Annotated in this window: 24 protein-coding genes; 12 read left to right on the top strand and 12 right to left on the bottom strand. The window is 39.5% G+C overall.

The genetic code is table 11. The features are described 5' to 3' along the window. Positions 1 to 65: 65 nt before the first annotated feature. Positions 66 to 1274 (bottom strand): NAD(P)/FAD-dependent oxidoreductase, encoded by a 1209-nt coding sequence (locus PSE60_RS08555; protein ID WP_272665132.1) that lies wholly within the window; start codon positions 1272 to 1274, stop codon positions 66 to 68. A gap of 132 nt (positions 1275 to 1406) precedes the next feature. After that, positions 1407 to 1949, bottom strand: coding sequence for an RrF2 family transcriptional regulator (locus PSE60_RS08550; protein ID WP_004910219.1), 543 nt, complete (start codon positions 1947 to 1949; stop codon positions 1407 to 1409). A 248-nt stretch (positions 1950 to 2197) separates the two neighbouring features. Between PSE60_RS08550 and PSE60_RS08545 the strand changes: the two genes are divergently transcribed. Beyond that, positions 2198 to 2680, top strand: coding sequence for a DUF523 domain-containing protein (locus PSE60_RS08545; protein ID WP_210840033.1), 483 nt, complete (start codon positions 2198 to 2200; stop codon positions 2678 to 2680). A gap of 213 nt (positions 2681 to 2893) precedes the next feature. Then, positions 2894 to 3700: a bestrophin-like domain gene (locus tag PSE60_RS08540; RefSeq protein WP_272665131.1), complete on the top strand. Its 807-nt coding sequence runs from the start codon at positions 2894 to 2896 to the stop codon at positions 3698 to 3700. A gap of 52 nt (positions 3701 to 3752) precedes the next feature. On the opposite strand, the gene PSE60_RS08535 is transcribed toward PSE60_RS08540, so the two are convergent. Genes PSE60_RS08535 through PSE60_RS08525 form a run of 3 tightly spaced genes read right to left on the bottom strand, consistent with a single transcriptional unit; the run spans position 3753 to position 5776 of the window. After that, the gene (locus PSE60_RS08535; protein ID WP_036958647.1) at positions 3753 to 5009 is read right to left on the bottom strand and encodes a PTS ascorbate transporter subunit IIC; all 1257 of its coding nucleotides are present in this window, start codon (positions 5007 to 5009) and stop codon (positions 3753 to 3755) included. An 11-nt stretch (positions 5010 to 5020) separates the two neighbouring features. Continuing rightward, a complete protein-coding gene (locus PSE60_RS08530) occupies positions 5021 to 5308 on the bottom strand; it encodes a PTS sugar transporter subunit IIB (protein ID WP_004910231.1) in 288 nt (95 codons plus the stop codon). 21 nt (positions 5309 to 5329) lie between these two features. Next, entirely contained in the window at positions 5330 to 5776 is a 447-nt protein-coding gene (locus PSE60_RS08525; RefSeq protein WP_210840031.1) for a PTS sugar transporter subunit IIA, read from the bottom strand. A gap of 370 nt (positions 5777 to 6146) precedes the next feature. Between PSE60_RS08525 and PSE60_RS08520 the strand changes: the two genes are divergently transcribed. Both PSE60_RS08520 and PSE60_RS08515 read left to right on the top strand, forming a co-directional pair. After that, the gene (locus PSE60_RS08520) at positions 6147 to 7181 is read left to right on the top strand and encodes a LacI family DNA-binding transcriptional regulator (RefSeq protein ID WP_272665130.1); all 1035 of its coding nucleotides are present in this window, start codon (positions 6147 to 6149) and stop codon (positions 7179 to 7181) included. 257 nt (positions 7182 to 7438) lie between these two features. Then, positions 7439 to 8332 (top strand): endonuclease/exonuclease/phosphatase family protein, encoded by an 894-nt coding sequence (locus PSE60_RS08515; RefSeq protein ID WP_272665129.1) that lies wholly within the window; start codon positions 7439 to 7441, stop codon positions 8330 to 8332. 71 nt (positions 8333 to 8403) lie between these two features. Here the strand turns inward: PSE60_RS08515 and PSE60_RS08510 are convergent, their stop codons facing one another. Beyond that, the gene (locus PSE60_RS08510) at positions 8404 to 8691 is read right to left on the bottom strand and encodes a hypothetical protein (protein WP_272665128.1); all 288 of its coding nucleotides are present in this window, start codon (positions 8689 to 8691) and stop codon (positions 8404 to 8406) included. A gap of 1056 nt (positions 8692 to 9747) precedes the next feature. Between PSE60_RS08510 and PSE60_RS08505 the strand changes: the two genes are divergently transcribed. Beyond that, positions 9748 to 10137: a hypothetical protein gene (locus tag PSE60_RS08505; RefSeq protein WP_210840294.1), complete on the top strand. Its 390-nt coding sequence runs from the start codon at positions 9748 to 9750 to the stop codon at positions 10135 to 10137. A gap of 114 nt (positions 10138 to 10251) precedes the next feature. On the opposite strand, the gene PSE60_RS08500 is transcribed toward PSE60_RS08505, so the two are convergent. After that, the gene (locus PSE60_RS08500) at positions 10252 to 11880 is read right to left on the bottom strand and encodes an FGGY-family carbohydrate kinase (protein ID WP_272665127.1); all 1629 of its coding nucleotides are present in this window, start codon (positions 11878 to 11880) and stop codon (positions 10252 to 10254) included. Positions 11881 to 11923: 43 nt separating this feature from the next. Then, complete coding sequence (locus tag PSE60_RS08495; RefSeq protein WP_004910250.1) at positions 11924 to 12652, bottom strand: SDR family oxidoreductase; 729 nt, start codon at positions 12650 to 12652, stop codon at positions 11924 to 11926. Between the two features lie 234 nt (positions 12653 to 12886). Between PSE60_RS08495 and PSE60_RS08490 the strand changes: the two genes are divergently transcribed. Beyond that, the gene (locus PSE60_RS08490) at positions 12887 to 13921 is read left to right on the top strand and encodes a LacI family DNA-binding transcriptional regulator (RefSeq protein ID WP_210840296.1); all 1035 of its coding nucleotides are present in this window, start codon (positions 12887 to 12889) and stop codon (positions 13919 to 13921) included. 51 nt (positions 13922 to 13972) lie between these two features. Here PSE60_RS08490 and fetB read toward each other — a convergent pair whose 3' ends face one another. Further along, on the bottom strand, positions 13973 to 14749 hold the full coding sequence (gene fetB / locus PSE60_RS08485; protein ID WP_004910254.1) for an iron efflux ABC transporter permease subunit FetB: 777 nt from the start codon (positions 14747 to 14749) through the stop codon (positions 13973 to 13975). A 9-nt stretch (positions 14750 to 14758) separates the two neighbouring features. Beyond that, complete coding sequence (gene fetA, locus PSE60_RS08480; RefSeq protein WP_272665126.1) at positions 14759 to 15412, bottom strand: iron efflux ABC transporter ATP-binding subunit FetA; 654 nt, start codon at positions 15410 to 15412, stop codon at positions 14759 to 14761. A gap of 467 nt (positions 15413 to 15879) precedes the next feature. On the opposite strand from fetA, the gene PSE60_RS08475 reads away from it, so the two are divergent. After that, positions 15880 to 16641 carry an SDR family oxidoreductase gene (locus PSE60_RS08475; protein ID WP_272665125.1) on the top strand — a complete coding sequence of 254 codons (762 nt, stop codon included), beginning with the start codon at positions 15880 to 15882 and terminating at the stop codon, positions 16639 to 16641. Between the two features lie 167 nt (positions 16642 to 16808). Here PSE60_RS08475 and tkt read toward each other — a convergent pair whose 3' ends face one another. Continuing rightward, positions 16809 to 18818 (bottom strand): transketolase, encoded by a 2010-nt coding sequence (tkt, locus tag PSE60_RS08470; protein WP_272665124.1) that lies wholly within the window; start codon positions 18816 to 18818, stop codon positions 16809 to 16811. Between the two features lie 36 nt (positions 18819 to 18854). Beyond that, entirely contained in the window at positions 18855 to 19307 is a 453-nt protein-coding gene (gene rpiB / locus PSE60_RS08465) for a ribose 5-phosphate isomerase B (protein WP_109911228.1), read from the bottom strand. Between the two features lie 323 nt (positions 19308 to 19630). Here rpiB and PSE60_RS08460 point away from each other — a divergent pair, with 323 nt between their 5' ends. From PSE60_RS08460 to PSE60_RS08440, 5 genes are all read left to right on the top strand, one after another. Continuing rightward, positions 19631 to 20743 (top strand): MDR/zinc-dependent alcohol dehydrogenase-like family protein, encoded by a 1113-nt coding sequence (locus PSE60_RS08460; protein ID WP_004910265.1) that lies wholly within the window; start codon positions 19631 to 19633, stop codon positions 20741 to 20743. A 129-nt stretch (positions 20744 to 20872) separates the two neighbouring features. Beyond that, positions 20873 to 22144 (top strand): MFS transporter, encoded by a 1272-nt coding sequence (locus PSE60_RS08455; RefSeq protein WP_210839428.1) that lies wholly within the window; start codon positions 20873 to 20875, stop codon positions 22142 to 22144. Positions 22145 to 22155: 11 nt separating this feature from the next. Further along, positions 22156 to 23157, top strand: a complete 1002-nt coding sequence (locus PSE60_RS08450; RefSeq protein WP_004910269.1) for a dihydroxyacetone kinase subunit DhaK — start codon at positions 22156 to 22158, stop codon at positions 23155 to 23157. Positions 23158 to 23167: 10 nt separating this feature from the next. Continuing rightward, the gene (gene dhaL, locus PSE60_RS08445; RefSeq protein WP_210839427.1) at positions 23168 to 23821 is read left to right on the top strand and encodes a dihydroxyacetone kinase subunit DhaL; all 654 of its coding nucleotides are present in this window, start codon (positions 23168 to 23170) and stop codon (positions 23819 to 23821) included. A 159-nt stretch (positions 23822 to 23980) separates the two neighbouring features. Next, complete coding sequence (locus PSE60_RS08440; RefSeq protein WP_210839424.1) at positions 23981 to 24943, top strand: sugar-binding transcriptional regulator; 963 nt, start codon at positions 23981 to 23983, stop codon at positions 24941 to 24943. The last annotated feature ends 188 nt before the right edge of the window (positions 24944 to 25131 follow it).

Raw genomic sequence — 25131 nt, 5'->3', positions numbered from 1 at the left:
TTATTGTATTTTTATGCGGTTATTCCGATTTATTTTACTTGAATATATTAAATCTAAATTTTACCTCAAGGAACGATGACATAATTTGGAGCGGCGATAGCAAATAGCTCATTTTTTTCTAATTCAGGCGGGTATATCCACTTAGTATTTATTTCTTGTTTTATTTTTTTCCCTTCCTTTTTAATATAATGTATTTCTCTCTGCCAACCTTCGGTATAAAGAGCCCCCCAAGCCCCTAAATCAAGGCAGGTTACATATTTAGGCTGACTGTAAGGATGAAGAGGAAGCCCTAACAGTTCAGCGGCTGCATTATGCCCTGCAACACGGCCTAAACTTAGGGCATGTTGGCAAGTCATTAAATTATGATTTCCTTGTTCATCTGTGGGTGCTTTGACAGTATCTCCTGCGACGAAAACATTTGAGACAGCTTGTGCGTGTAAATAATTGTCCGAGATAATCCTACCACTAGCGTCATATTCACCACGAATTTGTTTTGTTAGATAACTGGCTTTTACACCTGTCGCTAATACGACGGTATTTGAATCTATGTGTTCACCGTTTGACAGAGTAACACCATCTGGGCTTAGTGCTTCGACTCGCAACCCTGCACGTAATTCAACGCCACATTCAGTTAAAGCTTGCTGAATTACAGGTGAAATGTCGGTTCCCATTCCAGCTCCCACAGTGACTTCTGAATCAATTATGAATACTCGACTCTCTGTTGTATCACCAAGGATTGTTTTCAGGCGAGCTGGCATTTCCGCCGCGCTTTCTATGCCTGTTAACCCTCCACCGACTACCACAACGGTGTTTCTCGCTAAAGTTTCTGGTTTGTTCTTTAGTGCTTGTAAATGTGTTTCAAGACGATGTGCAGCTTCTAATGAATCAACATCAAAGCCATACTCATCAAATCCAAGAACGGGAGGGACATTTAATTGGCTACCGGTTGCAAGAACAAAGCGCTCATAAACTAACGTAGTTTGGTTGCCATTAGCTAGATTAACGGTTAATAACTTTGCATCTGTATCGATATTCTGGATTTCACCTGCGATATATTCAACGCCGACGGCAGCTAACTGCTTTGAAATATCTGGGGACATATTATCCAGCTTTGCTTCATATAAACGCGGCCGTATAGTGAGGTTAGGCCTTGGTGAAATTAAAATAACTTTGATGCTATTTTCTTTATTAGCTTGTGAAATTACCCGCATTGCTGAAATAGCAGCCCAAAAACCAGCAAAACCAGACCCTGCAATAACAATTTTAGCTGTCATTATTGAATTCCTTTGAAGATTAACTTTAAGTGCTCATTTGCAAATTTTAAATAATAAAAACCCACACCAGTGAAGATGTTATTAATTAAATACAAACGATGTGAATTTAAGGTAAGGCTATAGGATTATATGTTATGTTTTCCCACGACCTCCTTTGTTTGAACGAACTGTTCTAGCCTCAATTTTTTGATCCATCCAGGAGTTTACATCTCTATAAAAGCTATTAGGCGCGATTTGACATAGACGCTGCGCCACATCAGCGAGGGTTTGGTTAGCTAATACATCTCTCATTGCATTTTCAGCTTGAAGAATGACTTTATGTACGGAACAGGTGCCAGAAATGGCCCATTGCGGTAAACCATTTTCTTCGAAAACAGCACAGCGGCGGCGTATTTCCTGGCACTCGAAAAGAGGTTTATAGCCTTCTATTGCATCAATTATAGATAGAAATGTAATTTTTTCAGGAGGTAATGCTAACCGATATCCACCTCTAATTCCCTCATTTGAACTCACGATCCCAGCTTTTTCTAACCGAGGCAAAATTTTTGCTAGAAAACTTGGAGAGATACCTTGTAACTCTGCAAGTTCTCTACTGCTAAGAGAGCGTTCGGGATTATCAACAAACCAAAGTAGGCAATGGATACCGTATTCAACACTGACAGTGATGTGTGCCATTTATTTAAATTTCCTAAGCATCTATTTATAAACAAGGACAATACAGGTCTCCGTTTTAAGTGTCAATAAAACTAAGATAAATTTAGTCCGCGTTAGTTACTTCCTAGTCTGAGGCGATTCATCTTGATGATTGGACGAGTTTTTATTTATTTTGCGAGCACTATTAGCGCGAAGTATTTCGTGAACTTGTTGTCTAATATAATCATGCAAAATACCTTAAAGAGTTAGATCTATTAATAGGATTAGTTATGATTGCGGTAAGCGCTTGTTTATTAGGGTATTGTGTAAGGTATGATGGGAAACATCAATTATATACTCCTTTGAAAAAACTCTATGAGGATGGTCTAGTCATCAGTATTTGCCCTGAAGTTTTTGGTGGGCTACCAACACCAAGAGCATCTGCAGAAATAATAGGGGGAAATGGTGATGATGTATTCGCTGGGCGAGCTAGTGTGGTCGGTAGCGATAATATCGATGTCACGCAAGAGTTTATTCGTGGTGCGTATATTGCATTGGAAAAAATCCAATTAATGAATGTGCGACTAGTTGTACTTAAAAGTAATAGCCCTTCGTGTGGTAGCCAGCATATCTATAGTGGCCAGTTTGATGGTAATTTAAAAGTTGGTATGGGGGTTTGTGCTGCACTATTTAAACGGCATAATATTGATATATTGGATGAAACCTCACCTGATTTAGTCATGAAAATTAACGGCTATTTCGAAGCATTGTAATGGAAAGATAAATAGATAATTTACTTAGGGTAAATTTAGTGGAGGGGAGTACTACATTAGTGAGTTTGTGCTTTATTGTTAGCTAATCGGGTGTCGTATTATGATGCCTGATTGCTGTTATTATCTGAAATTTAGTAAAAAAATAGTACTGTCTAGATAATTGTATTGCACTTGTGTTATATCATCAGGAAATAAATTTCATGAGTTGATACGATGTTTAATATTTCTGAGCTGATCAATGATTCTCCAATCGATTCCATTCTTTTGTTTGTTATCACATTTATCTTGTTAGTTATTTCAGCCTACGTCGGTAAATATATCTTTAAGCGTAAATCTGCTCACGAAGAAGCAACGGATGATGAAGCTAAAATTATTTTAGGGGCGATTTTATCGTTATTAGGATTGTTAATAGGATTTGTATTATCAATTTCGATTAATGGCTATAACAACCGCCAACAAACAGAAGAAAATGAAGCTATTGCTATTGGGACGGCATATCAACGAGCACAACTATTAAGTACTGATGACAGAGGAAAAGCCTCTCAGCTTATTCAACAATATTTGGAAGCTCGAATTGAGTTTTTTAAGTCAGGAATAAGTGACGAAAATAATCAATGGCGGATGACTTCTTTGGAGAAGCAAAGCCAGTTGTGGGAAATCGCAGTAAAAGAAGCAAGTCAAACACCGAACCCTATTGTGGCTTCTGTACTAAGTGCATTCAGTGACCTTTACCTTTCTCAACAAAAAACGATGGCAAGTTGGCGGCACCAAATTCCTAATGCGACATGGTTTTTACTGATCTTTTTTGCTATCTGTTCAAATATTCTTATTGGCTACAATATACGCGGAACAAAAGGGAAAAATTGGTTGATACTTATATTGCCATCATTAACCACGTTAGCGCTATTTATGATTGCTGAAATTGATGTTCCCGGAGAAGGTATGATCCACGTAACACCGGATGATTTAATTATGTTACAGGAATTTTTATTCAGAGATGGGGCTTGGCTGGGGAAGTAGGGTAACCGCAAAAAGACTCCCCAATCGCAAATTTGCGATGGGGAGTCTTGCCTTAGCGAACTATAATACCTAATAAAATTCCGATTGCGCCAAAGTCAGCGTCACTGAATGTAGTATTAGCAATACCAATATCCCCAAGGACAGGTAATAGGAATACAGGTAGGAAGGTAATCAGTAATCCTTGAGCAAATGCACCCAAGATAGCCCCACGACGACCCCCTGTTGCATTACCAAAAACACCTGCTGCAGCACCCACGAAGAAATGCGGTACAACGCCTGGAATAATAACCGTCATATTTAATGCATACAGAACGAACATTCCCAAAACACCAGCAGCGAAACTACTTAAAAAACCGACTAACACCGCGTTTGGTGCATATGGGAAGACAACTGGGCAGTCTAGAGCAGGTTTTGCGTTAGGGACTAACTTGTCAGAGATACCTTTAAATGCAGGGACGATTTCTGCAATAACCATGCGCACACCTTGCAGAATAATATAGACACCGGCAGCAAATGTAATGGACTGCATCAATGAGAACATGAACCAATTCTTACCACCACTGACTTCACGAACGAAATCACCGCCTGCAAATAAGCATGTAATGATAAAAATAATGAACATGGTGAAAGAGATGGCTACAGGAGTATCTCTTAAAAACAGCAAGCTTTTCGGGACATTCATATCTTCTGTTGAATGTTCTTTGTTACCGAACTTGCTACCAATGAACCCAGCTAGAACATAAGAAATCGTTGAGAAATGGCCAATCGCAACGTCATCTGAACCCGTTACTTTTTTCATGTAAGGGTGGGCAATTGCAGGGAAAAATACCATACAAAAACCAACAATTAATGAACCAACAGTCACTAATAGGGTTCCTTCCATTCCTGCGGTAGCTAAGATAACCGCAATCATCATGGACATGAATAAAGTATGGTGCCCTGTAAGGAAAATAAATTTCCAGGGTGTTAAGCGAGCAATCAAGATATTGATTAGCATCGCAAAGAACATAATCATTGCCATTTCACGGCCGAAGCTTTTTTGTGCGATAGACACAATAGCTTCGTTATTTGGAACAACGCCGTTAATACCAAAGGCATGTTGGAAAATGGCTGAGAAATCGCCTAGCGAGCTGACGACTAAGCCTGCACCAGCACCTAAGATCACAAAACCCATGATGGTTTTGATGGTGCCTTTAATACATTCAGTTACTGGTTTTTTCTGTGCGATCAAACCAATAAGTGCGATTAAACCCACAAGAATGGCTGGCTCAGATAAAACATCCTGCATCAGAAAACGAAAAAATGACATAGTGCCTCCGCTTACATTGCACCAAGTTTTTGTAAAGCAACAGTCAGGCGCTCTTTCATTGCAACTTTATCAATCATATTTTCCAGAGCAACGATTTCACCACCAACTTGTTGAGCAACTAATTGTTCTGCAATGTCGCTTGTACCAACAAAGATATCGCTTACGGTGCCTTTTGCGGAACCTAAATCCACATGGTCAACATCTGCACTGACTTGCAGATCTTTTAAAATATTCTTAATGCTCATTTCCATCATTAAGCTTGTGCCCAAGCCATTTCCACAAACAACAGTGATTTTCATAATATTTACCTTAATATCTAATTATTCATATTTAGCGATGATTTTAAGAATGTCATCTACGTTTTCTGATTGCATGATGCTGTCAATATCTTCTTGATTATCAAAAAGTTCAGCTAATTTTGCGATGGCGCCGATATGGCTATTGCTATCGGTTGCTGCGAGTACAATTAATAATTTGATTGGGTCATTGCCTTCAGAACCAAATTCAACCCCTTGTTTAAGAACGGTTAAACCAAGAGATAATTGGTTTACGCCGTCTTCAGGGCGTGCGTGAGGCATGGCAATTCCTGGCCCTAATACATAATAAGGACCGATTTTTTCATGTGATTGAATTATTGCATCGACATATCTCGATTCAATAAAATTATTATTAATTAATGGGTTGCATGCGATTTTTATCGCTTCTCGCCAATTACTGGCTTTGTCGACGACCTGAATGACGTTAGGGGTCAGTAATGTCGTTAGCATCGGGTTGCTCCTGGTAGAGTGAAATTATTATCTTTGTAATGGTTGAATGAATAGTAGTGTTCTATGGTAGCGCTATCTAGTTGAATCTTTCATTTTCGTGATAGCGCTATCATTTTAAGAAAATATAGCGAACAAAAACGAAATGAGTACACTTGTCGGCTGATTAACAAATTCAACCTGTGGTAAGTTAATCTGGTCTGGTGATTTTTAGTGTTTCTTTAGATTTAAGAGAGCCATATTGGCTACTTTTAGCGCATTTAATCTAGAGCACGAAAAAAGCAAAAAGCACGCTTGATTCGAATGAAAATTGTCCATTGAAGATTAACAACCTTAGGGTTAATAATGAGTTTAGGCTAAGTAAAAGTATTACATGCAAAAAATACGAAAAAGAAAAAATACAGGGCGAGTCACGTTGCAGGATGTCGCAAAATTTGCAGGCGTTGGGTCCATGACGGTCTCTCGAGCTTTGCGTACACCTGAATTAGTATCCGACAAATTACGTGAAAAAATTAATGCTGCGGTTGAAGAACTTGGCTATATACCTAATTCCGCGGCAGGTATTTTGGCTTCTGGTCAAAGCCGCACTGTTGCTGTTTTAATTCCGTCTCTGCGTGATAATGCCAGTTCAGTTTTTCTGCAATCTTTACAAGAAGCGCTGAACAAAAATAGTTATCAAGTCGTTATTGGTAGCCATGATTACCAGCAAAAAAAAGAGTCTGAAGTTTTATCGACACTATTACAGAGTAACCCTGCGGCATTGATTATTTTTGGGACAGTAAATTCAGAAAGTGTGTCTCATTATCTAAAGAATTTAGATATTCCAGTTGTCAGTGTTGCAGGGGAGTCGAATCATCCAGTCACGTTGAATATCAAGAGTAACGTTGGTGATGCGGTTAATTTTTTAACTAACTATATGTTACAAAAAGGGTATAAGAAAATAGGTTACATTGGCGCTCAAATGGACAGCAAAATGCAAAGCCAACAATTAAGTGGCTGGAACCGAGCGATGCTGACGTATAACCAAAGTGCAGATCAAAGTATTACAACTCCGTATGTTGCAACGATGGATTTTGGTCGTCAGGCAATTAGTGAGATGTTGACCCGCCAACCTGAGCTTGAAGCTGTGATTTGCAGCCATGAAATGATTGCGCTTGGCGTCATTTTTGAGTGCCAGAGACGTTTAATTCAGATACCTAAAATGTTAGCGATTGCTTGTGTTGAAGGTTCTTCAAATTGTGATCACATTCATCCATCACTGACTTCCGTGCGGATTGATTACAGTAAAATGGCTCGAGAAACAGCGAAAAGACTACAAAAATGGCTTGCAGATGTCGATTGTGATTTTGTTGAACGTAAAGAAGGGGTTGTTTTCCCCTATAAATTTGAAGCAAGACAAAGTGCGTAAAATTTAATTTATGACTATTCATCACATTTTATTGAATATCTTGCCTATTTTTAGTAAAGAATAGTGCGGTAACTCACTATTTTGTATAAATAACGGTAGTTTTTTTTTCTCTCGAAATAAGACTGTCGACTTGGTCACTACATCTTTTTTATTCTCTGTTAATGTATGAAAACTGCAAGTTAACGAATTCAGCTTAGCTAGAATTTTATTCAAAACTTGCACTATTTTGTCCTATTAGATATTCACAGGGGAAAACAATGAAATTACTAAAAACAATTATTTCCACCACAATTTTAGTTTCTTGCGGTGCGATGGCATCGATGACGGGCTCTGAAGTTTTAAAAGTACAGGATGGAGGAACGCCGAATAAAGTTTACACTTCAAACAAACCGACAATTAAAGTTGCAACGTATAACATTGGTAAAAATGAATTGGCATCAGATGTCAGTAATCTTGATGAGTTAAATAAGGCGATTGCGAAAATAGATGCGGATGTGATTGTTTTAACAGAAATTGATAATAAAACAGCCCGCAGTAAAAAAGTTCACCAGCTAGAAGAAATCGCTAAAGCCAATAAGATGGATTTTGCTTTTGGTAAGGCACTGGATTTTGATGGTGGAGAGTACGGTGTAGGAATTTTATCAAAATATAAAATTGATAAATCTAAAGTAATTAATTTGCCTTCGGGTGATGCTGAACAACGTGTTGTATTAATATCCCAAATATCAAAACCAGGTTTTGATGCACCAATTATAGTGATGGGAACGCACCTTGATTGGCAGAAAGATCCAACCATTCGCATTGGACAGGTTCGCCATATTTTAGATGCAAGTATTGGGGATACGGATACGGGATTTGATAATATTGCGGCATCAATAAAAATATTAGCAGGGGATTTTAATTCGACAGCGAATGAACAGCCTATTCAAGAAATTCGTTATATGTGGAACCCAGTTGAATTTAAAGGTATTGATTACCGTAGCTGGCCAGCGGTAAACCCAGCGATAGATATTGACCATATTTTTACATTTAAAGGCCAGGTTTGGGATGTGAAAAATATGGAAATCCCAACAGATAGCAAAGAGTTTCAATGGTCAAGTGTTAGCGACCACCTACCTATAATTGCTGAATTAGAGCTACAAGAGCAATAGAAGCTTAACAGAAAAATTATCGATAAAAGGCCTCATTTAGTTTGTAGGCCTTTTCAGCTGTAAATGCTAACTTAATTGGTTAGCAATTTTTTCCTTTCAACATACCGTTTTTCGGCTACTTCCAAATAAGACTCAACTGTTGAGTATATTTGCTGACTCTGTTCGGCTAATTGCTGCGATGCATCCAATGTTGCGCTTGTTTGCTGCTTAAATACGGTAAGTAAATCTTGAATGCTATCGAAATGACCTGCGACGTTAGCATAGTAAAATTGGTATACATAAGACTCCTGAGAGTGGCTTAGCTCTGTGTTGTTTTTGATGTTATTAGTTGCAAGTAATAGTAATTGAATATTTGTCATGGTTTACCCTTTTCTTTGGAAAACAATGCTACATGAGATAAAAAAAATATTTTGTCAAATTTGGCCGGATAATTTTATGTATTGGCTAAAAGAAGTAATTTTTACTAGGAATATTCTGTAATTTAGATTGGTGGGTTATATCAAAAATTGGATAAAAGAAGATATATAGGGAAGTTTAATGGTAAATTACTATATGGATATTGTTAAATATTCTTATGCATTTTGAGATTGATTATTGATGTTAACTGTTCAATATCATAATTTTAACATTTTATTAATTAACTTTTTGTTTGTTTTTGTTTTATTAATCAATTGGTTGTGTGGTATTGTGCTTAAGGTGGAAGCGATAACTCGGCTAATTTAGTTTGAAAAGAGAGATTAATGAACAATAGGTTAAAAATTAAGATGGCAAATGGCATAAATTAATGTGTTTTTTATATCAATTTGAATTTTAAGTATTTTTTATTTTTTAATGGTGAGATCTAGCAAGGATGGCTTATTTGAAAATAACGAATATATTCTAATTTAATTTTAATTTACGCTTATATTGAGTTTAAGTACTCACCAAGTGAGTTAATTAACATTTAGACATGACTATTATTAAATTGAATTGTTTTATTACATATTTGGGTTTATTTTTGTTAAGCTATGATGAACAATTAAGGCTTATTATTGTTTCTGTGTTTTGGTAAATGAAACTTCTCTAGTTAAAAAAATACAAATTGAAACAGTTAATGTTTCAAGTACTATTTATATTCTTAGTTTAATACTGGTATACTTACTCATATGATGTGTAAAATAAAGTATAAATACGAGCAGACTTTATAAATTTAATTGTGTTTGTTTGCTCTGTTGGTGGTGGTTATCGGAGACAGTAATTAGAAAAAACAAGCTATCTAATAAGGTATTCTTATATAGATAAGGCTGGATATTATTAAAATAATTATTATTTACTTACAATTGGCTAATGATAACTACTTAAGTGTATTTTTGGGCGGGGCTATTAGGTCATCCTGGTCAATTGGCTTGTTATTGAATAAATGAGAGCTTAAGAATATGAATATTATAAAGTTGCTCACAATTTTATTGTTAACTGGGGGCTCTTTTATTTTAGGGGTGACATTGAACTATTCCCCTACACCAGATCTTGTGAAAATGGCAAAAAGTAGTGTTGAAGACTATTTATCTTTCCCTGAATCCGCTTCATTTAAAAATGTGAAATATAATTTTATTCGCCAAACTGCGGATAAGGGTGATTTAGGCTACGTTTGTGGTGAAGTGTTTCGAGTTAAGAATGCAAGATTAGAAGGGTATAAAAAATTCATTGTGAAAGCCTATAGTGATAAACAAGGGAAGGTATCCATGTCTATTCCAATGGTTGAGGGAGATTACGATTTAATGCCAAAAGAAATGGTTGATTCGTTATGGGCAAGATATTGTTTTTAAAACTGAGTGATAACGTATGCCTTTTATTAAATCAAACGCAATAGGTAATACGCATCCTAAATAAAGAAAGCCGTAAGCCGGCTTTCTTTAGTATAAATATGACTCAGCGTCATATTAACCTTTTAATTCTCTAGCACATTGTTGTAAATGCAAGAAAGAGGTAAATCTTGTATCGTGCCGAGTTTTATAAGCTTCATTGGCTTGATAGGTGAGGTCAATTGCACTAAATTGGTCCATGGCTTGTGCAACATCGTCACAGACTTTTCCTGCAACTGCGCCGAGGATAGCTGAACCGAGTAAGACAGGCTCACTGGCTTGTGTTGAAATCACAGGGACACCGCACGCATCCGCAAGTAATTGACGGATCAACGGGTGTTGGCCAGCACCTCCACTGACGACAATATTTTCAATAGCAGCACCGGATTTTGCTTGTGCTTCAATAATTTGTCGTAACCCATAGCCAATGCCACACACACCAGCAACATAGAAAGAAAGTAAATTTTCCATGCTGTTATCCATGGTTAGGCCTGCAATGACGGCTCTAGCATGAGGATCAGCAAAAGGTGCTCGATTTCCTAAAAACTCAGGGACAACATGTATTTTTTCAGCTAGCTCAACAGACTGCGATGGTGACGATGCTTTTTCTAATACTAAATCCGCTAACATAACAGGCAAGGGTTTACCTTGTTCTTTTGCAGTGAGTTTTGCTTGTGCTGAAGCGGGGTGCAAGGAAAGTAACTGGTCAATTGCAGCACCTGCCGCACTTTGGCCACCTTCATTTAGCCACATACCCGGCACCATTGCACTGAAATAAGGCCCCCACACACCGGGTATAAATACGGGTTCTTTGGTGGTCGTCATCGTACATGAAGATGTACCAAATACGTAGGCCATATTAGTGGTTGCATCGCCATTAACACCAACGGTACCAATGCCGCCAGCATGAGCATCTATCATACCTGCGGCGACAGGAGTTCCTGCTAGTAAGCCCATTTGCTGAGCTGCAGTTTCCGTCAAGCCGTCACCACAAGGCGTTCCTGGTTCGACAATAAGTTGCCCAATACGCGCGAAATTTTCATCTGCGAGTTCAGATAAACCAATTTGTTGAAAGTAATCTGCATCCCAGCGCTTTTCATGGGCTAGATATGTCCACTTACAGGTTACCGTACAGGTTGAACGAGCTAAAGAATTAGTCGATTTCCAAGTTAAAAAATCGGCTAAATCAAAAAATTGCCATGCATTATCATAGGATTGACGTAAATTTTCTTTTAGCCATAAAATCTTAGGTGTTTCCATTTCAGGCGAAATTTTACCACCAACATAGTTTAAAACTGGATGTTTTAATTGATTAATACGTTCAGCTTGCTCTGTTGCACGGTGATCCATCCACACAATAATATTACGTTCAGGGTCATTCGATGGGCTAACTGTAATTGGTTGTGTATCTGTTCCGATGACAACCAGTGAACAGGTTGCATCAAAGCCAATACCAGTCACTTGTTGTGGTTTTGCTTTTGATGATGCCATTGCGTGTTTGACACAATAACAAACCGCTTCCCAAATTTCGTTACTTGATTGCTCCGCGAAATTGGCGTTGTCACGAAATAGTGTAATATCATGTTTGGCAGACGCTAACATATTGCCAGACATATCAAAGACACCTGCGCGTGCACTGCCTGTGCCAACATCGATACCAATAACGACTTTATCGTTATCTTTTAATGGTGCATGTGAATTATTCATTTTCCCTCCAAGGTGCTAACTGCAATGAATTGCGGATGACAAGTTAGAGATCAACACTGTTAGGCACAATAACAAGGTCACGAATAGTGACATTACGTGGACGAGTTAACATAAATAATACCGCTTCAGCCACTTCAATCGGTTGCATTAAGCTACCATTTGCTAAGGCTTCTTCCATTTTTTCTTTTGGCCAATCATCAAGTAAAGCAGTAACCACAGGGCCGGGTAATACCGCACCAACACGCACACCATGCTCAGAGACTTGACGGCGCGTTGAATGGACGAAGGCTTGAACAGCAAATTTTGATGCGGTGTAAATCGGTTCCCAAATCACAGGAACAACACCTGCAATTGAACTGGTGAATAACACATCGCCTGATTTTTGAGCAATAAAATGAGGTAATACCGCGCGAACACAACGGAAAGCTGCATTAATATTTAAATTTAACACTTTATCCCATACATCAGGGTCACCTTCAGCAACGGGGCCGCCAATATAGGCGCCAGCGTTAGCATGGAAAATGTCTAAACCGCCTGCTTTTTGTAAAATGGCATCTAACATTCCATCAACTTGTTCCGGTTTCATTAAATCGATAACTAATGGAATTGCATTTTCACCTAATTCTTCAACAAGTTGGTTTAATCGCTCTTCTGCGCGGTCAATTAGAACGACTTTTGCACCTGCTTTGATCAGTGTGCGTGCACATTCAAGCCCAATACCAGAAGCAGCTCCGGTAATTGCCGCGACTTTGTTCTCAATAGAAATGGCCATAATTTACTCCAATCGGATATTTTAGCGAAATGTAAGAATGAAAAGCGCCTGAAATTAATGAAACAGCAATGAGTCACGGGGATGGATAGGTGGCTACATGCGATGGATTGATAGTATTTATTTTGCAGTATATCAAATCATGCATCATCAATTTCAATATTGCTCAATCGATGTAGCAGTATTGCGACTTTTCGACTTTGGTGTCAAGCTAGTAAAAAATGGAGATGAGAATCTGTGACAAAGATCAGACAAAATAAGAAAACAACGATCTATGACCTTGCCGAATTAGCAGGGGTTTCAGCGAGTGCAGTGAGTGCAATACTCAATGGTAATTGGCAAAAAAGGCGAATTAGCGCACAACTTGCTGAAAAAGTGATCCGCATCGCCGAAGAACAAAATTATGCAGTCAATAAGCAAGCCAGCTTATTGCGCAGTAATAAATCCAAAATAATCGGTATGTTAGTTCCGAAATATGACAACCGTTATTTTGGTTCTATTGTCGAACATTTTGAGGAAATGGCGCGTGAAAGAGGGTTATTTCCTATTATTACCTGTACGCGGCGTGACCCTGAATTAGAAATAGAAGCCGCACGCGCAATGATTTCTTATCAGGTTGATTGGTTGGTTTCAACAGGGGCAACCAATCCGGATAAAATCACTGAAATTTGCCAAGCTTCTGGTGTCTCAACCTTGAATTTAGACTTACCAGGCTTGTTGGCGCCTTCTGTTATTTCAGACAACTATCTTGGTGCAAAAAATTTAACACAACGTATTTTAAGCAAAAATAAATCTCAGACATCAACACATGAAGCTTTAATTTTTATTGGTGGTCGTGAACATGACCACAATACACGAGAACGTATTCGTGGGTTTATTGATGCACATAATGAAAAAGGTATCACAGTTCCACAAGAAAATATTTTGGCCTGTGGTTATGCACCGGAAAAAGCAGAAAAAGCACTTTCACGATTTTTTGAACAGAATAATGAGGAACCACAGAAAATAGTGAAATGTGGTTTATTTATCAATTCAACTATTTCATTAGAAGGGGTTATTGATTGGTTAGGTAAAAAAGGCTATATCGGTTCGCGTCAACCCCATTTAGGCTGTTTTGACTGGGACCCTTTTGTTGCACTATTAGGTAATGACATCGAAATGGTTAAACAGGACGTGCCAACGATGCTAAATCATATTTTTAAGTTGATAGATAATGAAAATAGCAAAGCACAGTTAATTGAAGTATTACCTGTGGGCGTGGTTAAAGAGTGATGCTAAGTAAGTGCCGCTTATCGTTGATGATAAATAAGCGGCAGAAGGTTATTATTTATTCAGTGTGGTAACCAATAATTGATGGCGTTGGTTATAGAATTTTGTATAAGTCATATACCCAGCCAGTATGGTTGAAAGGCTTGCGGTACCTAACAGCATAAAAGTCACCATAATCTGGTATTTAACCGCTTGTAATGGGTCAACTCCAGCAAAAATCAGACCAGACATCATACCCGGTAAGCTGACAATTCCTACTGTTTTGGCTGAATCCACCGTTGGGATCAATGATGCTCGGATACTGTCGCGAATAATAGCAGCAGAAGCAATTTTTGGGGTTGCCCCTAAACTTAACATTTCTTGAATTTGTTGTTGTTGGCTTGAAAACCGTTGGCCGAGGTTATTAAAGCATAATCCTACTGCAATCATGGCATTACCTGCAATCATTCCAGTGATAGGAATTACCTGCATAGGTGTAAATGCGATGGCGTTGGTTAATATTAAGATTAACAATGTAAGAAATGTACCGGAGGTAATGGCAATTAATGCAGTAACATAAATTTTATCAATATATTTGCTTCTTTTCTTAGCGTTCCACGCGGCATTGACGCAAATAAACATCACCAAGGCAATCGTGAGCAATTCGTGATCAACATTAAAAATATATTTTAGAATGTAGCCAGCGATCAATAGTTGAATAATCGCTCGGCAAGTACTCCAGATAATATCTTTTTCAAGGGATAGTTTTTCTTTATGACTAATAAAAATAGCCACAAGGACTAACAGAATAGAAAAGGTTAATGATTCATTGGAAATAGTTGGTTGGTGCACAGTGATATCCTATGATTCGTTGTGATGAACAGGAAGGGTAATAACTTCATTGGTATGAGCGATTTCATCTTGATCATGGGTTACCCATAACACGCCTATTTTTTTGTCACTCGTTAAGTGATGGATAAATTCATTCACTATAATTTTGTTTTCTTCATCTAGGGCACTGGTGATTTCATCTAACAGTAAGACTTGTGGGAGAAATTGTAAGTTTCTAATAAGAGAAATACGCTGTTTTTCTCCACCGGAGAGTTCGTTGATCCCTTTGTCTAAAATAGATTCATGCAGAGAAAACTGGTGTAAATCACTGATGATTTTGTCTTTATTAAGCGGCAACTTTCGAATTTGATAGGGAAAAACGAGGTTGTCATACACAGTTTGTCCAAACAAGGTGGGCGTTTGAGTGCAGTATGAAACTTGCTGGCGATAAGTTTCTGGTGAGATGGTGTTGATATCTTTCCCTTGAAACTTAATCGTTCCTTGGGTTGGTGAAATTAACGAGGCGATTATTTTTAATAAAGTACTTTTACCGCAGCCGGAAGGGCCTGTAATCAGTTTGAAGTCACCTGCCTGTAAGTTAATCTGCACATTATCAAGAATTGTTTTTTCCTCAATGCTATACCCAATATTATTAAGTTGTAGTAGTAAGTTACTTTCTTCCATATTATCAATAACCTATAAATTTTATATGCAGTATTTAGTGTAAATGATATTCATTTCAATATCTTACTAAATAACCCAGTGCTGGCATTGTTTAATATCAATTTAGATATAACTAATATTATGCGCCAGTTAACCGGAAATTTATAGGGAAATGAAAAATGTATTTTTGACGGAGCTGTTACAACATAGAGGGGTTTTTAGATGGTTTTTACAGTTAAAGATAAAGTACAAATATTCATTTAGATTATTATTTTGAACATATGTCCATTCGGAATTTAGTGAGGTATTTAATTTGAGAGATATCTCTTTTTTTTACATGAATAATATAGAACTTAATTGGCAATAATATTATATTAATAATACCAAGTAATTTAATCTTCGTTTAATATTTTGCTGTCTCTCTAAGACGGCACTATATTTATTTCATCTATATATTCAATATCACATCATGATGTTAAGGAATTAAAATGAAAAAATTTAGTGGCTATAACACCAACTTTTCACTTGATGACAAGGTCGCTTTAATTACCGGGGGAGCAGCAGGTATTGGGTTGGCGATTGCTCAACTGTATGTTGAAAAAGGGGCTAAAGTTGCCCTAATCGATAAGTCAGATAACGTGGTAACGACTGCGGAGAAATTAGGAAATTCAATTGGTATTCAATGCGATATCACAAATTCTACGGCGGTTTCTCAGATGGTAGAACATGTCATTGAACATTATGGTCGGCTAGATATTGTCGTTAATAGTGCAGGAATTGTAGCGCTTGCTCCCGCTGAAAATTTACGTGAATCCGATTGGGACTTAACCATGAATGTGAATTTAAAAGGGACTTTTTTAGTTTGCCAAGCTGCGGGTAATGTAATGATTAATAATGGAAAAGGAAAAATTATTAATATGGCATCTCAAGCGGGGGTGATTGCCTTAGACCAGCATGCGGCCTATTGTGCGAGTAAAGCGGCAATTATTGGTTTAACCCAAGTATTAGCACTGGAGTGGAGCCCGAAAGGCATACAAACTAACGCCATTTCACCAACTATTGTCATGACAGAATTAGGTAAAAAGGCGTGGGAAGGTGAAAAAGGTGATGAAATGAAAGAAAAAATCCCTGCAAGGCGCTTCGCCGAACCTTCTGAAATTGCGGCATGCGCACTATTTTTGGCCAGCGATGCATCCGATATGATTACAGGTCATAATTTAGTGATTGATGGTGGCTACAGCATCCAATAATGATATTAAATCAATAATAAAAAAAGCGAGTATAATTAGATATTCGCTTTTTTATTGTTTCATGATTATTATTTAAATAAAAAATAAGCCAAATAACATAGGTATTATTTGGCTTGTAATAGGAAATTACAAAGTAGGATAACAGATATTAATTATTGCTATATCAATTAATCATTAGGTTTTAATAATGAAAGCGACATAGTAATAAGCTTTTCTACGGTGAAACCGAAATGTTTAAATAATTGGTCCGCAGGAGCCGACTCACCAAAGCTATTCATGCCCATAACTAATCCATCAATTCCTACGTATTTACGCCAGTAATCACTAATACTGGCTTCTATCGCAATGCGATGGCGAATGTGATTGGGTAAAACACGCTGCTGGTATTCTAAGGGTTGTTGGTCAAAGGTATCTGTTGACGGCATCGAAATGGCATTCACATTAAAACCTTGTTCAGTCAGTTGTTTCCATGCTTCAACCGCTAACGTGACTTCAGAGCCTGTCGCAATTAATAGTAATTCAGGGGCTTCACTATTACCGCGTAAAATATATCCTCCTCGAGCAATATTGGTGAGCTGTTCGGGGGTGCGCGAATACTGTACTAAGTTTTGACGGGATAACACAAGTGCGGTTGGGTTTTGTTGATGAATGATAGCCTGTTGCCAAGCTACAGCGGTTTCTACTTGGCAGCAAGGGCGCCATACCGACAAATTAGGTGTTGCACGTAGTGAAACAAGTTGCTCAACAGGTTGGTGCGTTGGGCCATCTTCACCTAAGCCAATTGAATCATGGGTATAGATAAGCACTTGCGGTAATTTCATTAATGCGGCCATTCTCACGGCATTTTGTGCATATTCCGAGAACATCAAAAAGGTTGCTGTGTAAGGGCGGAAACCGCCATGTAATGCAATTCCATTTGCAATGGCGGTCATACCGAACTCTCTGACACCATAATGAATGTAGTTGCCAGCAGGTTGTTCATTAATCGGCAGTGAACCAGACCAATAGGTAAGGTTGCTTGGGGCTAAGTCTGCGGAACCCCCGATTAACTCAGGTAAAGCAGGGCCAATTATATTTAACGTATTTTGTGATGCTTTACGTGTAGCTATCGTTGCAGGGTTATTATTTAATTTTTGAATAAAGTTATCAATGATATCCGTAAATTTATCAGGGAGTTGATTAGATAATCGCTGAGTTAGCTGCTCAGCGAGTTCTGGGTATTGTTTTGTGTATTCTCGTAATGCTTGTTCCCAACGTAATTGTTGCTCAGCACCACGTTCTAGGGCATTCCAAGGTTCATATATGTCATCAGGGATCACAAAAGGAGGGTACTCCCAACCCAGTTGTTGGCGAGTCAGAGCTATTTCATCTTGTCCGAGTGGCGCACCATGAGAATCCGCTGTACCTGCTTTATTAGGAGAGCCATAACCAATTGTGGTTCTACAGATAATGAGTGTTGGTTTCGTCGTTTGTTGGTGAGCTTGTTCAATGGCCGCTTTGATTGCGGGCCTAGAATGGCCATCGACTTGGCGAATAACATGCCAGCCATAGGCTTCAAAACGCTTGGCTGTATTATCAGTAAACCAACCTTGCGTGTTACCATCAATAGAAATGCGGTTATCATCATAAAATGCAATGAGCTTATTGAGTTTTAACGTTCCCGCTAATGAGCACACTTCATGAGAAATCCCTTCCATTAAGCAGCCATCGCCTAAAAATGTGTAGGTATAGTGGTCGACAACAGGGAAACCAGAGCGATTAAATGTAGCAGCTAGGGTTTTTTCTGCGATTGCCATGCCAACCGCATTGGCGATGCCTTGCCCCAGCGGGCCAGTCGTGGTTTCAACGCCGGGGGTATAGCCTAATTCGGGATGGCCTGGTGTTTTGGAATGGAGCTGTCGGAACTGTTTTAAATCATCAATCGATAACTCATAGCCTGTTAAATGAAGCAAGCTATAGAGCAGCATTGAGGCATGGCCGTTTGACAATACAAAGCGGTCACGGTTGGGCCAATGCGGGTCTGCGGGGTTGTGCTGTAAATAATCTCGCCAAAGAACTTCAGCAATATCAGCCATTCCCATTGGAGCTCCGGGGTGGCCTGAATTGGCTTGTTGTACGGCATCTATTGAAAGAAATCGAATGGCATTGGCTAGTTTATTTTGTGGTTGAGTGGACATTACAAAGCTCCCAAAGTAAAAGCGCCTAAAGTAAAACTAACGTTCCCCATTTTCATACTCACTGATTCGAGCCACTTTTGGCGCCGAACGTCCTCCTTCATAATGGGAAGCCAACCATGTATCGATAATGCTTTTTGCTAATTCAGGGCCAATCACTCGTGCGCCGAAGGTAATAATTTGTGCGTCATTGCTTTTTTGAGCTCGCTCAGCGGAGTATGTGTCATGGCACAGTGCTGCACGAATTCCCGTGACCTTATTGGCAACAATCGACATACCAATTCCGGTACCACAAATTAAAATACCGCGCTGGTGTTTGCCTTGTACGATCGCAGTTGCAACCGCATGGGCAACATCAGGGTACATTTCGTCTGCAACCCCAGTGTTTAAGCAGTAATCAGTCACTTCAATGTTTAGTTCTGCTAAGTGAGCTTTAATCAAATCTTTCATTTCAAATGCAGCGTCATCCGCGCCAATAGCAATAGATAGCATGATAGAGATCCTTATTGTTGAACAAAAGTTCATAAACCAATCAAATGTACTATTTAGAAAATAGGATCTTATGAACAAATAATCAATAGCTGAACATATGTTTTTATTTTTATGATGATGAATTCTGTGATCTACAGCTTTAAATTTAATTATTTTTGCAAAAAAGGTGGAAAATAGTCGTTTTAAGGCGATTTTATGAGAATTTTTGCACTGAATCACACTTTGACACTCTCACTATGGGCAAGGATGAAGAAAAGGAGGTATGGTTAATTTGTATCTTCATTGAACTTATGTTCATTTTACAAACCGCCGAGGATAGAACTATGTGTGAACACTGTGATTCAAAAGCAACGATGAGCGCAGGCATTCCAGAAAAAATGAAAGCCGTGGTTGCTTATGCTCCAAAAGACTACCGTTTAGAAACTGTCGATGTCCCTAAAATTAGTGAAGAAGAAATTTTGGTTCGCGTAGAAGCTTGTGGCATCTGCGCGGGTGATGTGAAGGCTTTTGAAGGTGCCCCTAGTTTTTGGGGAGATGCAGAACAGCCCGCTTATATCAAAGCGCCAATGATCCCAGGGCACGAATTTATTGGCCATGTCGTAGGCTTTGGGTCAAAAGTGGAAGGTTTTGCATTAGGTGATCGTGTTATTTCTGAACAAATCGTACCTTGTTGGGAATGCCGTTTCTGTAAACGCGGCGAATACTGGATGTGTGAAAAACATGACCTGTATGGCTTCCAAAATAATGTGAATGGCGGTATGGCGCAATATATGAAGTTCACCAAAGAAGCCATTAACTACCATGTGCCAGTCGAGATGCCAATCGAAGACGCTATTTTGATTGAACCTTACGCCTGTTCTTTACATGCCGTACAGCGTGCCAATGTCAAATTGGGTGATGTCGTCGTACTTTCTGGCGCGGGAACATTAGGCCTGGGCATGATTGGGGCAATTAAAAAATCCGGTGCTGGTAAGTTGGTCGTTCTGGATTTATTTGATAAGCGCCTTGAATTAGCGAAAGAATTTGGTGCTGATATCGTATTAAACCCGAAACGTGATGATGTCGACAAAATTGTCAAAGAGATGACTGAAGGTTATGGCTGTGACATTTACATTGAAGCAACAGGGGCGCCCAAATCGGTTGAGCAAGGCCTGAAGATGATCCGTAAATTGGGTACATTTGTGGAGTTTTCTGTATTTAAAGACCCAGTGACAGTGGACTGGAGCATTATCAGTGACCGTAAAGAACTGGATTTATTAGGTTCTCACCTTGGTCCATATTGCTATCCACTCGTGATAGAAGGTATTGGTAACGGTGATTTCCCAACCAAAGGCGTGGTGACGGATATTTTACCTTTAGATAAGTTTGCGGAAGGTTTTTCAATGATGGCGAAAGGCGACCCGCACATTAAAGTGGTTCTCGACCCGAACCTGTAGAGCTGTCGTGGGTTGAAAAAAAGACGAAATTAAAAATATAACGATAAAAATTGGACCTGAATAAATGTCACCCTACCAAGGCTTGTTATTCAGGTCCTAACCCAGCGAACAAGCACTGAGGTCAATAATATGATAATCAATAAACTGTCTAAAGTAACGGGGTTTTCACCAAAGTTACTACTTGGCTATTTTGGCGTTCTGATCTTTATGATGGGGGAAGGCCTAGAACAAGGCTGGCTGTCACCTTTTATAATTAGCCGTGGAATGAGTATTGAAGAATCTTCATTACTATTTAGTGTGTATGGTTTTTTTGCTGCTGTGGCCGCGTGGTTATCCGGCGTATTAGCTGAAATTTATACCGCTCGTCGTGTGATGATTTTTGGTTTTGTGATGTTTGTGATTGGCTCGATTATTTTCTTATCTGTTGGCTTACCGAGTAACAGCCTGTCTATCATGATCCCAACCTATGCACTGCGTGGTTTTGGTTATCCCATGTTTGCCTACGGCTTCTTAGTTTGGGTGGCCTATGAGGCACCAATTAAAAAACTGGGCTCGGCTGTCGGGATCTTCTGGTTCGTTTATAGCGGCGGGCTGGGTGTTTTAGGGGTGATGTATTCGAGTTATGCGCTGCCAGTTTTAGGTGAAATGGCAACGTTATGGAGTGGACTGATTTTTGTCACTATCGGTGCATTTATTGCTATTGCACTTAACCGCAACAAAGCGGGAGATACACCAGAGGCACCGAAAGAAAAAGTATCGCTCAGCTATGTGTTTAAAGGGATCACCATTGCGTTTGAAAATCCAAAAATTGGTTTGGGTGGCATTGTTCGTACCATTAATACCTCGGCAGCATATGGTTTTGTGATCTTCATGCCAATGTTTCTTGCTGACTTTGGTTTTTCCCGCACAGAGTGGTTACATATCTACGCAGCACTTTGGACAGTGAACATCGCTTTTAATCTGATCTTTGGTGTTGTCAGTGACCGTATCGGTTGGCGCAATATTGTAATTTGGTTTGGTTGTGTCGGCTGTATGGTTTGTACCTTAATGTTTTACTACGTGCCTTATTATTTTGGGCACAGTTATACCCTGATGATGATCGCCGCTGGCTTATTTGGTGCGTGCCTCGCAGGATACGTACCACTGTCAGCCATCATGCCGAGTTTAGCGCCTGAAAATAAAGGCGCTGCCATGTCAGTCCTTAATTTAGGCGCGGGTTTAAGTACGTTTGTCGGACCTGCACTTGTTGGGCTCTTTATTAGTAGCGTAGGTGCGTTTGGCGTGATTTGGATTTTCTCGGGGCTCTATTTATTTAGTGCGATATTGATGAAATTTATTACTGTGCCGGAAGAATTACTTGAACAGTCGGCAAAGATGCAGCTAACACCAGAAAATAAGTAAAAGAGGGAATTATGAATAGAATCATTAATGAACCTGATCTTGTTGTTGAAGATGCGATTCAAGGTTATTTGAAAGCGCACCCTGAATATTTTGCGCAAACAGATAATGCGCGCGTTCTAAAATACCCAAAAGCACCAATACAAGGGAAAGTGGGCATTGTCACTGGTGGTGGTTCAGGTCATGAACCTGCGTTTTTAGGCTACGTGGGCGAAAACATGTTAGATGCGGTGGCGATTGGTGAAATTTTCTCCTCACCAACGGCTGGGGCATTTTTAGATGCATTTAAAGCAGCCGATAGTGGTGCGGGGGTTGCCTGTTTATATGGTAATTACGCAGGCGATAACATGAACGTCAAGATGGCGATGAAAAAGGCAGAAAAAGCGGGTATGCAAGTCAAAACCGTGGTCGCTACCGATGATGTCGCCTCAGCACCTGCCAGTGAAAAAGAAAAGCGTCGCGGCGTTGCGGGTGAAATCCTTATGTGGAAAGTGGGTTCTGCCGCAGCAAGTAAAGGCTATGATTTAGACGGCGTGATTAATGCGGCACAAAAAGCGATTAATAACTGCCACTCTATTGGTGTTGGGCTAACGTCTTGTACCATTCCAGCGGTAGGTCATCCAAATTTTCATATTGAAGACGGGATGATGGAGCTAGGTATTGGTCATCATGGTGAGCCAGGCATTGAAATTATGCCAATTCAATCCGCAGCGCAAATGGCAAAAACCATGTTAACGCCAATTTTAGATGATATGCAGGCAAAACAAGGCGATGAAGTTGTCGTATTAGTTTCAGGTTTAGGCGCGACTCCCGTGATGGAGCTGTACATCTACTATGCAGAGGTTGAAAAACAACTCAGTGAGAAAGGTGTGCGTATTGTTCGTAACTATGTTGGTAACTATTTTACTTCATTAGAAATGATGGGGGTAACACTGACATTAATGAAAGTGGATGATGAATTGAAAACGTTGATGGATGTTCCTGCGTATTCATTGGGTTTAACACAGGTCAAATAAGGAGACAACTATGCAAGTTATTTCAACGGGCAACGGCAAGGAAATTACCCTTGATTTAGTGAACATTATTGTTTCTAACCGTGAATACCTCAGCGAAATTGATGGTGCAATAGGGGATGGAGACCATGGCATCAATATGGCGAAAGGTTTCAATTTATGCGCTAAAGCAATTGCAGACCGTGAATTATCACTCAGTGAAGGGTTTGAAGAAATTTCTGACGCATTGATGGAAGGCATTGGTGGTTCAATGGGGCCACTTTACGGCAGCTTCTTTATGGGGATGTCAGACAGCATTTCAGGGAAAAATGCGTTATCGCAACAAGATTTCCTCGCTATGCTAAAAAATGGGTTATCTGAACTGCAAGACATCAGTAGCGCGACAGTGGGGGACAAGTGCTTAATGGATACATTGATCCCCGCAGTTAATGCCTTTGAAGAGGTAACAAAATCAGGAAAAAACTTTAAACAAGCGCTTGATGCGATGCAGGCCGCCGCCGTTGCAGGCCGTGATTCCACGGTAGATTTAGTGGCGAAGATTGGCCGTGCAAGTCGCCTTGGTGAACGCTCAAGGGGCGTGTTAGATGCAGGTGCGACTTCTTGCTGTTTATTATTGTGCCAATTAGCACAAAGCATTGAAAAACAGAGTGCATTAACCAATGCATAATTGTTTTATATAACTCTTATCGTGGATATATAGACAAAAACCATTGCTATATATCCACTCTCTTTTATAACTCACTTATTAATTGCCACTAGAAACGCTATACTAAAACCTTATCATCCTTGTTGCGATTAACACCAATAAAGAGGAAACCACTATCTTATGGATAGATCACAAACATCTTCCGACATCGAGCTACTGACTGAAATTGCGATAGCTTATTATCGTGATGAAATTACCCAGGAAGAGATCGCCAATAAGTTTGGTATATCGCGAATTAAGGTAGGGCGCTTACTTAAGCGAGCAAAAGAGGAAGGTATTGTTGAGATCAATGTTCGCTATCATCCTATTTTTAGCACTCAGCTAGAGCAACAGCTACTTTCTCGCTTTCCTATTTCCCGTGCGTTGATTGCCCTCGACCATCCTGATGAAGAAGAACAACGCTACCAAGTTGGCACACTAGTCGCTAATTATTTATCGACAACGTTACGAGACAACATGATTGTCACCGTCGGCCAAGGGCGTAATGTTGCGGTAGTGGCAGATAGCGGTGGGGCCGTCCCTGAAAAAGATTGCCGTTTTATTTGCGGAATTGGTGGAACGCACCGGCCAGGAGATTCCATCAATGCGGACCATATCAGCCGCCGCTTAGCGAAGAAATTTGGTGGAACCAGTGAAACGCTATACGCGCCTGCCTATGTTGAAAATAACGAATTAAAGCAATCCTTTATGAAAAACGGTACCATCAAGGAAACGCTCGATCGCGCCCGCAAAGCGGATATTGCCCTAATTGGTATTGGCGATATGAATGAAGACAGCTATATGGTCAAACTAGGTTGGTTTACACCGCGTGAAATTGTTGATGCGAGTTTAAATCAAGGGGTAATTGGTGATATCGCAGGTTATGATTTTTTTAATGCGCAAGGGCAACATGTTGATACAGTGATGAATGACAGAGTGATAGGCCTAAGCATAGACGAACTCAAGAAAATCCCTTGCGTAATAGCCATTGCTTCTGAATCCTCTAAGGCTATGGCCATTATGGGGGCACTGCGGACGGGAGCGATTGATATTATCGCAACGAGTGCGAGTAATGTAAGGACGATTTTAAAGATGTCCCAATAGCTCGTCATACTTCAAGCTGTCGCGTTGTTGACGACGTTCATTCGCATTAGTCACATACTTGTGTATGCTTCTAACGACTCATTCACTTGTCGCCTAGCGACAACTTGAATTATTTAGAGCTATTATTTGCCATACTTCAAGCTGTAGTGTTGTTGACTAGATTCATTTGTTTGTTACCTAGCTGTAAT

It is taken from the genome of Providencia sp. PROV174 (assembly GCF_028480685.1).
GTDB classification, from domain to species: Bacteria; Pseudomonadota; Gammaproteobacteria; order Enterobacterales; family Enterobacteriaceae; genus Providencia; species Providencia rettgeri.
Note: the sequence above shows the minus strand (reverse complement) of the source record. Positions and strands in the feature narration are given on the sequence as shown.

Bases quoted from the DNA above. Each gene is read 5' to 3' on its own strand.
- PSE60_RS08455 (WP_210839428.1), top strand. From the start codon at position 20,873: ATGATAATCAATAAACTGTCTAAAGTAACGGGGTTTTCACCAAAGTTA.
- PSE60_RS08460 (WP_004910265.1), top strand. From the start codon at position 19,631: ATGTGTGAACACTGTGATTCAAAAGCAACGATGAGCGCAGGCATTCCA.
- fetA (WP_272665126.1), bottom strand. From the start codon at position 15,412: ATGGAAGAAAGTAACTTACTACTACAACTTAATAATATTGGGTATAGC.
- PSE60_RS08525 (WP_210840031.1), bottom strand. From the start codon at position 5,776: ATGCTAACGACATTACTGACCCCTAACGTCATTCAGGTCGTCGACAAA.
- PSE60_RS08540 (WP_272665131.1), top strand. From the start codon at position 2,894: ATGTTTAATATTTCTGAGCTGATCAATGATTCTCCAATCGATTCCATT.
- PSE60_RS08440 (WP_210839424.1), top strand. From the start codon at position 23,981: ATGGATAGATCACAAACATCTTCCGACATCGAGCTACTGACTGAAATT.
- PSE60_RS08450 (WP_004910269.1), top strand. From the start codon at position 22,156: ATGAATAGAATCATTAATGAACCTGATCTTGTTGTTGAAGATGCGATT.
- PSE60_RS08535 (WP_036958647.1), bottom strand. From the start codon at position 5,009: ATGTCATTTTTTCGTTTTCTGATGCAGGATGTTTTATCTGAGCCAGCC.
- dhaL (WP_210839427.1), top strand. From the start codon at position 23,168: ATGCAAGTTATTTCAACGGGCAACGGCAAGGAAATTACCCTTGATTTA.
- PSE60_RS08500 (WP_272665127.1), bottom strand. From the start codon at position 11,880: ATGAATAATTCACATGCACCATTAAAAGATAACGATAAAGTCGTTATT.
- PSE60_RS08475 (WP_272665125.1), top strand. From the start codon at position 15,880: ATGAAAAAATTTAGTGGCTATAACACCAACTTTTCACTTGATGACAAG.
- PSE60_RS08545 (WP_210840033.1), top strand. From the start codon at position 2,198: ATGATTGCGGTAAGCGCTTGTTTATTAGGGTATTGTGTAAGGTATGAT.
- tkt (WP_272665124.1), bottom strand. From the start codon at position 18,818: ATGTCCACTCAACCACAAAATAAACTAGCCAATGCCATTCGATTTCTT.
- PSE60_RS08555 (WP_272665132.1), bottom strand. From the start codon at position 1,274: ATGACAGCTAAAATTGTTATTGCAGGGTCTGGTTTTGCTGGTTTTTGG.
- rpiB (WP_109911228.1), bottom strand. From the start codon at position 19,307: ATGCTATCTATTGCTATTGGCGCGGATGACGCTGCATTTGAAATGAAA.
- PSE60_RS08510 (WP_272665128.1), bottom strand. From the start codon at position 8,691: ATGACAAATATTCAATTACTATTACTTGCAACTAATAACATCAAAAAC.
- PSE60_RS08515 (WP_272665129.1), top strand. From the start codon at position 7,439: ATGAAATTACTAAAAACAATTATTTCCACCACAATTTTAGTTTCTTGC.
- PSE60_RS08530 (WP_004910231.1), bottom strand. From the start codon at position 5,308: ATGAAAATCACTGTTGTTTGTGGAAATGGCTTGGGCACAAGCTTAATG.
- PSE60_RS08505 (WP_210840294.1), top strand. From the start codon at position 9,748: ATGAATATTATAAAGTTGCTCACAATTTTATTGTTAACTGGGGGCTCT.
- PSE60_RS08495 (WP_004910250.1), bottom strand. From the start codon at position 12,652: ATGGCCATTTCTATTGAGAACAAAGTCGCGGCAATTACCGGAGCTGCT.
- PSE60_RS08550 (WP_004910219.1), bottom strand. From the start codon at position 1,949: ATGGCACACATCACTGTCAGTGTTGAATACGGTATCCATTGCCTACTT.
- PSE60_RS08520 (WP_272665130.1), top strand. From the start codon at position 6,147: ATGCAAAAAATACGAAAAAGAAAAAATACAGGGCGAGTCACGTTGCAG.